Annotated in this window: 8 protein-coding genes; 6 read left to right on the top strand and 2 right to left on the bottom strand. The window is 49.9% G+C overall.

The genetic code is table 11. The features are described from left to right. Positions 1 to 165: 165 nt before the first annotated feature. Positions 166 to 1,413: a competence/damage-inducible protein A gene (locus tag PHH59_RS08885; RefSeq protein ID WP_300014390.1), complete on the bottom strand. Its 1,248-nt coding sequence runs from the start codon at positions 1,411 to 1,413 to the stop codon at positions 166 to 168. A gap of 474 nt (positions 1,414 to 1,887) precedes the next feature. On the opposite strand from PHH59_RS08885, the gene ampD reads away from it, so the two are divergent. After that, on the top strand, positions 1,888 to 2,430 hold the full coding sequence (ampD, locus tag PHH59_RS08880; protein WP_300014399.1) for a 1,6-anhydro-N-acetylmuramyl-L-alanine amidase AmpD: 543 nt from the start codon (positions 1,888 to 1,890) through the stop codon (positions 2,428 to 2,430). A gap of 299 nt (positions 2,431 to 2,729) precedes the next feature. Here the strand turns inward: ampD and PHH59_RS08875 are convergent, their stop codons facing one another. Further along, positions 2,730 to 3,884 (bottom strand): PilT/PilU family type 4a pilus ATPase, encoded by a 1,155-nt coding sequence (locus PHH59_RS08875; RefSeq protein ID WP_300014387.1) that lies wholly within the window; start codon positions 3,882 to 3,884, stop codon positions 2,730 to 2,732. Between the two features lie 135 nt (positions 3,885 to 4,019). Here PHH59_RS08875 and PHH59_RS08870 point away from each other — a divergent pair, with 135 nt between their 5' ends. From PHH59_RS08870 to argJ, 5 genes are all read left to right on the top strand, one after another. After that, complete coding sequence (locus PHH59_RS08870; protein ID WP_300014384.1) at positions 4,020 to 5,063, top strand: tRNA (5-methylaminomethyl-2-thiouridylate)-methyltransferase; 1,044 nt, start codon at positions 4,020 to 4,022, stop codon at positions 5,061 to 5,063. A 285-nt stretch (positions 5,064 to 5,348) separates the two neighbouring features. Then, positions 5,349 to 5,999, top strand: a complete 651-nt coding sequence (locus tag PHH59_RS08865) for a PEP-CTERM sorting domain-containing protein (RefSeq protein WP_300014381.1) — start codon at positions 5,349 to 5,351, stop codon at positions 5,997 to 5,999. A gap of 304 nt (positions 6,000 to 6,303) precedes the next feature. Beyond that, positions 6,304 to 6,531 carry a sulfurtransferase TusA family protein gene (locus PHH59_RS08860; protein ID WP_300014378.1) on the top strand — a complete coding sequence of 76 codons (228 nt, stop codon included), beginning with the start codon at positions 6,304 to 6,306 and terminating at the stop codon, positions 6,529 to 6,531. Beyond that, complete coding sequence (locus PHH59_RS08855; RefSeq protein ID WP_300014375.1) at positions 6,531 to 7,676, top strand: cation diffusion facilitator family transporter; 1,146 nt, start codon at positions 6,531 to 6,533, stop codon at positions 7,674 to 7,676. The genes PHH59_RS08860 and PHH59_RS08855 overlap by 1 nt, the downstream gene beginning before the upstream one ends. Positions 7,677 to 7,717: 41 nt before the next feature. Continuing rightward, on the top strand, positions 7,718 to 8,932 hold the full coding sequence (gene argJ, locus PHH59_RS08850; protein ID WP_300014372.1) for a bifunctional glutamate N-acetyltransferase/amino-acid acetyltransferase ArgJ: 1,215 nt from the start codon (positions 7,718 to 7,720) through the stop codon (positions 8,930 to 8,932). Positions 8,933 to 8,945 lie beyond the last annotated feature (13 nt).

The following is an 8,945-nucleotide window of genomic DNA, read 5'->3' as shown; positions in this document are numbered from 1 at the left end:
ATGTGCCTGGAGCGATAAGGGGAATTGTTTTGGGCGTGAGATGGCGGCCTCCTTTCTTTAGTCTTTACTTTAAAGCTCAAGTATAATCCTATGCTTTAAATATGAAAACTTGTTGGGATTGGTATTATTCCTTTAGAAAGTTTAGTTATTTTGTGGCATGCAAAATTATGTAGATAACTTGCTGTACTGCCCAAATTGCAAGAAACGTCTTAACAAATCCAACGCCAATAACGCCGCCTGGTTTTGTTTGCGTTTGATGCTTCCGGCGACGGTGTGGGCCGAGTCATGAAACGTTTTATCCGCCAGCAGGACGCTGTATACCGTAACGGCTTGGTTCTTGTCGGCCAAAGCATCTCTTCCGCCTGTATAAACTTGCACCAGGGCGAATTCTGACTGGTTATGTTTTTGTAGCTCAAGGGCCAATTGTTTGGCGACATCCGAATCCGATAGATTTTCAGCATCCATCACGATACTCATTTTTTGTGTAAGCCGTTCTAGCGATTGTTCGTAACGTGATTCCAGCAGCCAATCTACGCCGATACATAAGCTAGCCAACAAGCCTTGGCTGGCGGTTTCTATGATGGCTAAGGTATGTTTGCCCTGGTCCATCAATTGGTTGACAACCCCCGGCAAATCTGTGGACTCTTCATGTTGCCCTTCAAGCGCGTAAACATAGTCATCTAATAAACGGGCCACATCAGCCACCAAGGCAGTCCGTGCCGGTTCTGGATAAGCGTGGGGAAACAATAGCTTAGTTTGGACATCATTGAGGCTGGCACGAAACCCCAGTTGCACCGAAGCCGGAATGTCACACCCATTCATGCGCTGCTGAATATCCGACTCGCCTATGCCAAACGTTTTGATGGTGATTAACTGGCTGGGATACAAAGAAAAACGCTGCGGCAATTCCGGCAGGATTTTGTCCAGAAAAATGGGCCGCATTTCTGATGGTACGCCCGGCAAAAAAACCAGCCAGCACCGGCCTTGCTGCACCGCAAAGCCTGGTGCCGTACCCCATTCGTTATCCAGCCGCAATGCGCCTTGTGGCAACATGGCCTGTTTGCGGTTGGATTCCGGCATGGGCCGGTTACGATGGCTGAAAAACTGTTGGATTTGGGCAAAAGCCGTGGCATCGAAAACCAGCGGTAATGCAAAAGCCTGGGCAACGGCTTCGGTGGTCAAATCATCCAGCGTGGGGCCCAAGCCGCCCGTGCAAATACAGCAGTCCGCCCGCCCCGCTATTTCCCGTAACAAAGCCACCAAATCATCCAGCTTGTCGCCGACCGCAGTATGCCGGGTGACTGTAAAACCCAGGTTTATCGCCTGTTGTGACAGCCAGGCGGCATTGGTGTCCACCGTTTGTCCGGTGACAATTTCTTCACCTTGTGAAAAGATTTCCAGCGTCGGATTCATTTATGTGCCCATTTGAAAGTGGTGTGTCAAAAACTGAGTAGTTGTAATTATACGGTTGCGGAGTACAAACCTAGTGCCCCGTCATTTAGTTAGATGGGTATTTGCGTAGGCCGGAATACCCGCAGGGCATAAATAAGACCGTTCGGGCGATAGCAAGAACAGGTGTTTCCGGCAAACATCCTTTCCTATTGCCGGAAACACCCACCTTGCGCTTCGCACGGGCGGCTTTATTCCGGCCTACGTCAACCCGACAATTCAACATTGACTGAGTACTAGGTTTGTACTCTAAAATGCAATGGAATCGCTTTGTAGTCAAGCACCACCAAAAACTGTACGCCATCAGTGCAATGTCTAGTATTAATTGTCCAATTTATTCTTGCCGAAATGATTTGAGTGAGGATTTTCACATCTTTTGTGCAAGCACTTATGAAACGATTAATAATAGGCGTTTTTCCATTTCTTGTTGTAAACCTGATGAAGATAGACCAACACTGGTTAAGCGACGCCATCCGCAAACCAACACCCAATTGTGACCAACGCATTGATCCAAAAGACATTTCATTGCTGGTCATCCACTGTATCAGCTTACCGCCCGGGGAGTTTGGCAATGATTATATCGATCAGTTGTTTGCCAATCAGCTCAATCCAGATGACCACCCCTATTTTAAAGAAATTTACCAACTTAAAGTCTCCGCGCATTTGTTGATCAAACGCGATGGCAATTGTGTGCAATATGTGCCTTTTGACCAACGCGCCTGGCATGCGGGCCTATCCCATTATCAGGGGCGCGAACGCTGCAATGATTTTTCTATCGGAATCGAGCTGGAAGGATGCGGGCAGGCGGCTTATACCGATGACCAATACCAGCAACTGGCGGCGGTGATCCGGGTTTTGCTGGCCCATTATCCAGGGTTGTCGCCCCAGCGTATCACCGGTCATAGCGATATTGCACCCGGACGCAAAACTGATCCGGGAGACACCTTTGATTGGCAGCGGTTGTTTAGTTTGTTGGCCTAAGGCAACCCGCAATAAATAATCTCCCTGGAACAAGAAAAAACATCGTCCACGAAAGCCAACAGTAGGCGCATTACGACTGCACGGATGCAGGAGGTAGAGCAATGCAGGAGCAGCGTAGCGGTGTGCCGAGGCGACACGAAAAGCACGAAAAACACCACAACACGATGCTTTTGAATGTTTTTTCGTGCCTTTCGTGATTTTCGTGGACAATTCTTTTAGTGGATTAATCAGTCGTATTGCGAATCTGTGGCGGTTTATTTTTGCGAGTTGCCTAAACCGATTGTTTTCAAAATCAGCGGCTACTCGTGTTCGTCACCGTGTTCTTCTTTATGGATGTCTTGAAGCGACAATGCTCTAGCTGAACTCCCTACTGCAACTGGAGACTTGGAACCCAAACCTTCGCTCAAACTGATTTTCAGTTTCAGGTTGTTCGGTGAGTCCGAGTTTTGCAAAGCATCTTCCAGCGAAATAATGCCGTCTTTATACAAGCGCAGCAGATGGCTATCAAAGGTTTGCATACCAATATTTTCCGATTTTTCCATCGCTTCCTTGATGTTTTGGATTTCCCCTTTCAAAATCAAATCCCGCACCAATTGCGAAGTCAACAGGATTTCAATCGCCGCGACACGCTTGCCCTCGATGGTCGGCACCAGCCGCTGAGAAATAAACGCTTTCAAATTCAGTGACAAATCCAGTAATAACTGGCTATGGCGTTCTTCTGGGAAGAAATTGAGGATGCGGTCCAGGGCTTGGTTGGAGTTGTTCGCATGGAGCGTGGACAAACACAAATGTCCGGTTTCGGCAAAAGCCAGCGCGTGTTCCATCGTTTCACGGCTACGGATTTCGCCGATCAGGATCACATCGGGGGCTTGCCGCAAGGTGTTTTTCAGCGCGTCTTCATAACTCATCGTGTCAACGCCGACTTCACGCTGGTTGACCAGGGATTTTTTGTGCGGATGGATGTATTCGATGGGATCTTCAATGGTGATGATATGACCGGACGAATGGGTGTTGCGATGGTCTATCAATGCCGCCAGGGACGTTGATTTTCCCGAACCCGTGCCGCCGACGAACAAAATCAGGCCCCGTTTTTCCATGATCACTTGTTTCAGTATTGCCGGCAAACCCAATTTGTCGGCATTAGGGATTTCCACTTTGATGTTGCGGATGACCAGCGCGAAATTATTGCGTTGCTTAAAAATATTCACCCGAAAACGCCCTATGCCCGGTTCGGAAATCGCCAAATTCATTTCCGGTATCGCTTCAAAAGCTTTTTTCTGGTCGTCATCCATCAAGCTGAAAGCAATTTCCTTGAGTTGTTCGTTTGAAAGTTTGATGTTTTCCAAGGGCTTAAGCATCCCCTGAAATTTGGCGGCAGGCGGTGCATCTACGGTCAGATAAAGGTCGGAACCGTCATGACGGACAAGAATAGTCAAATAATCTTTAAATTCCATAAGCTCGTTAGGGGGAGGTTGATAACAGGGTTAAGTTTAGCAAATTGGGAAGAGGACGCCAGAATATAAAATATCCGCGTATAATGCCCCGATTTATCCAATAACTTCAAACAACTACAAAAACCACAAAGGAACATGAATCAGCAAAGAAAAGCAGTGGCGCTCATTTCCGGTGGACTGGATTCCATGCTCGCCGCCAAAACCGTCATGGAGCAGGGCATCCATGTCGAAGGCATCAATTTTTACACGGGATTTTGCGTCGAAGGCCACACCCACGCCATCCGCGACAAGGACAAAGCCAAGCCCAAGCGCAACAACGCCCTGTGGGTTGCCGAGCAACTGGGCATCAAACTGCATATAGTCGATGTCATCGAAGAATACAAAAAGGTGCTGATCAATCCTAAACACGGCTACGGCGCACATCTAAACCCTTGCCTGGACTGCAAAATATTCATGGTCAACCGCGCCAAACAATGGTTGGTGGAAAATAATTTCGATTTTATCATCACCGGCGAAGTGATAGGGCAACGCCCCATGTCGCAACGCAAAAACACCATGCCGATTATCGCCAAACAATCCGGTGCCGATGATTTGCTATTGCGGCCTTTGTGCGCGAAAAACTTGCCGGAAACCTTGGCGGAGCGCGAAGGTTGGGTGGACAGGGAAAAATTGCACGACATCACCGGACGCTCGCGCAAACCTCAAATGGCGATGGCAGGGCAGTTCGGCATAGATGATTACTCCCAACCTGCGGGCGGTTGCTGCTTTTTGGTGGATAAGTTTTACACCGCCAAACTGGTCGATTTATGGCAAGCCCAAGGTACAAAAGATTACGAACTCGACGATGTCATGCTGTTAAAAGTCGGCCGCCATATCCGCCCCGCCGCGAATTTTAAATTGATCGTGGCCCGTGACGAAGGCGAAGGGCGGTTTTTGCAAGGCTACACAAATGACTACATCAGCCTGCTATCTGTCAGCCACAACGGGCCTTTAGTGTTGCTGGACGGCGAAGCCTCGGCAGAAGATTTGTATCTAGCCGCACGCATCACCGCCCGTTTTGGACAAGGGCGTGAAGCGGGGCAAGTGGCTGTCGCCATTACCGATAAGGCGGGTTTGGAGCGGATCGTCACCGTCACGCCATTGCCCAAGGCGGAGATTCCTAAAAGTTGGTATATTTAAGGGTAGCCAGTATTACATTATATCCGCAAGGTATAATGAGGAAATTGAATCGCCCAACCAAATAAGCAGGGATGCAACGATAGCGTAATCCTAGCCTATACGCTATTTAAAATAACCTTAATTTATGTCTGGAATTTTTACATATTTTCCGCTTAAAAAAACAGAAAATTCATAACCAATTGAATTTATTTTATTTTGTTTTATGGCATTAATTTTGCTTTATTAGCTTGCCTTTATTTGGCAACGAGTATCCCTACAAACCCGACCCAAAAAATCAATCAATTTATGAGGACATACACAATGAAACTAAAAAGTGCTGTTAATGCAATGATAATAGCGGTGGGGCTGATAACCAGCAGTTCCACGTTGGCGGGTACATTTTTGTGGACAGGTAGCGTTAATGATTGGAGTACTGCGGGGGCGATAACCACCACCGACGGTGACATAACATTCGACTACATTTCGAACGGCGGTTCTTTCGATGCAGCTAATACGATGGTTACCCTACAAGAGCTCGAACTCAACGGGCAGGATTACTATGATGTCGGGTTTAGCTATTCTGGGCTAGCTGGTGGCACTTATGCCGGTGGAGGCGATATCCGCTACAGTATGACAGCACACCAAATCCTGATGACAAACGTATTGTTCGATACGGTGAAGGTGGGTTCAGGTACTGGGTTGACCGCTACTAAGGATCTGTTTGACTTATCCGCTGGCAGCCCCTTCTTGACCCTCACCAGCACGGATGGCAGCAATACAGGGTATCAATACTTTGACGCGAGAAACTACATAGAAGTGCTGGATACCTTTGGCATTGCCGCAAATGCGGCGTATCAAGATTCCCATAACAACTTTACCCTCGTCCCCGAACCGGTATCGCTGTCGCTATTCGGCATTGGCTTGGCGGCTCTCCGCTTCACCCGCCGCGCCGCCTGATTTTAGGCATCTGTCGGCAAAAGGGTGGCGATTCGCCACCCTTTTTTTGTGCAAAACACTGTAAAGCGGATTCGCTTTAGCATGTAGGCCGGGATGTAGCGATAGCGTAATCCCAACAAATAGATGTTGGAAAGTGCTGGGATTCCTTACCTCATCCCTGCCTACGCGCTAAAAGTTGGTATATTTAAAAGTTGGTATATTTAAAGGGTAGCCAGTATTACATTATATCCGCAAGGTATAATGGAGATATTGAATCGCCCAGCCAAATAAGTAAACAACAAAACAACAAAACAACAAAACCACAATGCCCCAATACACCTTAAATACCCGCCGCCTGCTCTGTCCTTTGCCCGTCATCCGCACCCAGGATAGGGTTAAACAATTACAAGCGGGCGATGTGCTGGAAGTGGTGGGCACTGATCCTGGCATCATGCAGGACATCCCTGCCTGGTGCCGCATCAACGGGCATAAGGTGCTGGAAACGATGTCAGGCGGGCATGAATATACGATTGTGCTGGAGGTAGGTGGCTAATGGCGGAACTACTGGATATGGCAAAAATGGCCAAACTGAAAGCCCGTGCCAGTTATGTCGGTGCGGCGGTCAATATTTTGCAAACGGCGATTAAGCTGACGTTTGGCATTTTGGGGCAATCGGCGGCGTTGATTGCCGATGGCATCCATTCGTTGTCGGATTTGCTCAGCGATTTTCTGGTGATTATCGCGGTTAGGTTTGGCAGCCGCGAAGCCGATGGCGACCATCCCTACGGTCACCGCCGTTTTGAAACGATTGCCACGGTGATCTTGGGTGCCAGTTTGATTGGTATTGGTGCGGGTATTGTCTGGCATGTCCTGGAACGCTTGGCGACACCGGAAACGTTGCCAGTCCCCGATGCGAATATTTTAGGCATAGCCGCCTTGTCGATTTTGCTGAACGAATGGCTTTATCACTACACCAAGCGTATCGCCAAGGCCACCCGGTCAAAATTATTGTTGGCGAATGCGTGGCATCAGCGTAGCGACGCGCTGTCGTCGCTGGTGGTGCTATGCGGTATCATTGGTGTGTTGCTGGGTTATCCGTTTGCAGACGCCTTAGGTGCGGTGGTGGTGGCCTTAATGGTCGCCAAAATGGGTGCAGGCTTGGTGCTGGATAGTATCAAAGAGTTGGTTGACACCGCATTGCCTTTGCCGCTGGTCGATGAAATCCGCGCTGTCATCCTGACCATAGACGGCGTCCAGGGCATCCATTTGTTGCGTACCCGGCGTATGGGCGAAGATGCTTATATTGACGCGCATATCGTTGTCGATCCGCGCATCACGGTATCCGAAGGCCATTGTATCGGTGATGCGGTCAGGGATGCGTTGATCGCCCGTTTCGATGATGTGCTGGATGTGCTGGTGCATGTCGATCCTGAAGATGACCAGGAGTTTGACGGTTGCAGGCAACCTTTGTCCCGCACGGTAGTGCAGGGTTTGATCGACCGCTATCTCACGGAAATCAAAGCCGGTGCCGCCGAATTTCGCCTGCATTATCTGGACGGCAAAACGGAAGTGGAAATCATGTTGCCGATGGCCTTCAGTGAGCCGCCTGAGCAGTTGGCGAAAATAAAAAAACAATGCCAGTTATTGCAAGCCGACATCCAGCAACTGGATAATGTCGTGGTGTTTTTCAAAATGTAGCTTTGGGTGCTAAAGCTTTCCACTAACAAACGAGGATGATTATGGCAGTCAATCCAGGCGAATTTCCCGCCATGCCGGCAGTTGCGGGCATTACTTTAGGCACGGCGTGTGCCGGTATCAAACAAACCGTTAAAGACGATCTGTTGCTGGTCGCGATGCCGGCACAGGCAAGCTGCGCCGCCGTGTTCACGCAAAACGCCTTTTGCGCCGCCCCCGTAGTGGTTGCCAAAGCCCATTTGCCGCAATCGCCACGCTGGTTGCTGGTCAATTCCGGCAATGCCAATGCCGGGACTGGCGCACAGGGTATGCAAGATGCCCTGGATACTTGCGCGGGCCTGGCCAACCTCGTCGGCGGTAAACAAAACCAAGTCCTGCCGTTTTCTACAGGCGTGATCGGGCAGCCCTTGCCGATGGCGAAAATCACTGCGGCGTTGCCCGCCACGGCGGCGGATTTGTCCGAGAGCCATTGGGATAAGGCGGCGCGGGCGATTATGACCACCGACACCTTCCCTAAAGGCGTCAGCAAAGTGCTGATGCTGGACGGACATGCCGTGACCATCAACGGCATCGCCAAAGGTGCCGGGATGATCCATCCAAATATGGCGACCCTGCTGGCTTTCATCGCAACCGATGCGTGTATCAGCCAAACACTGTTGCAAGAGTGCCTGGCGGCGGCGGTGGAACTCTCGTTTAACCGCATCACGGTGGATGGCGACACTTCCACCAATGACGCTTGTGTGTTGATGGCGAGCGGCTGTTCGACTGCGCCGGAAATTATTGCCGGAACCCAGCATTATCAAGCATTTTCCGATGCTGTGATGGCGGTTTGCAAGCACTTGGCGGAATTGATCATACGGGATGGCGAAGGTGCGACCAAGTTGATGCGCATAGTCGTCAGCGAGGCGGCTAGCGAGGAAGAAGCGGTGCGGGTTGCCAAAACCATCGCCCATTCGCCGCTGGTGAAAACCGCGTTTTTTGCCAGCGACCCGAATTGGGGGCGGATACTCGCGGCGGTGGGGCGTGCCGGTGTCGAAAACATGGTGTTGGAAGATGTGCAGATTTATCTGGGCGAGGTCTGCATCGTCAACAACGGTGGCCGTGCCTTGGATTACACCGAGGAAGCGGGGCAAGCCGTGATGGACAGGGAAGAAATCATCATCACTGTCAAATTGGGTCGTGGAAAGTCTGCGCAAGAAGTGTTGACCTGTGATTTTTCTTACGACTACGTCAAAATTAACGCCGAATATCGGACATGATGGGGTAGGTAGA

This window comes from Methylovulum sp., from assembly GCF_028687615.1.
Classification (GTDB): domain Bacteria; phylum Pseudomonadota; class Gammaproteobacteria; order Methylococcales; family Methylomonadaceae; genus Methylovulum.
This window is presented reverse-complemented; position numbering and strand designations above follow the sequence as displayed.